This window comes from Streptococcus mitis (assembly GCF_022137125.1).
Lineage (GTDB): Bacteria > Bacillota > Bacilli > Lactobacillales > Streptococcaceae > Streptococcus > Streptococcus mitis_CE.
This window is the reverse complement of sequence record NZ_JAKNEQ010000019.1, coordinates 1-582: the sequence shown is the minus strand read 5'-3', so window position 1 is coordinate 582 and position 582 is coordinate 1. Positions and strand designations below refer to the sequence as shown.

Sequence of the window (582 nt, the reverse complement as noted above, 5' to 3'; positions counted from 1 at the left end):
CAAACGCAGAAGTGGAACAAGCTAAGACTGCAGGAACGGCATCAGTAGCTTCAGTAACTCCAACGCCAGTGGCAAAACCAGCTGCTAAGCAAGCAATCGACGATGCATTGAAAGCTAAGAACGACGCGATTGACGCTCGTACAGACTTAACAGATGAAGAGAAAACTGCAGCTAAGGAAGACGCGAAAACAAAAGCAGACGCAGCGAAGACTGCAATCGACAACGCAACAACAAACGATGCAGTAACTCAAGCTAAAAACGATGGGGCAGCAAGTGTAGCTTCAGTAAATCCAACAGCGCAAGCGAAGCCAGCGGCAAAACAAGCTATCGATGATGCATTGAAAGTTAAGACCGACGCAATTGATGCCAATAACGATTTAACAGCAGAAGAAAAAGCCGCAGCTAAGCAAGAAGCGCAAGATAAGGCAACTGCAGCAAAACAAGCGATCGACAATGCAACAACAAACGCAGCGGTAGACCAAGCTAAGGATAACGGAACAACAGAAGTAAACAATGTAAATCCAACGCCAGTAGCGAAGACAGCAGCTAAGCAAGCTATCGACGAAGCTCTGAAAGCTAAGA

General features: G+C 46.4%; 1 protein-coding gene. It reads left to right on the top strand.

The genetic code is table 11. The annotated features are described in order from the left end of the window. On the top strand, positions 1-582 hold a 582-nt coding region (locus tag L0P31_RS09255), incomplete at both ends, for a DUF1542 domain-containing protein (protein ID WP_238096650.1).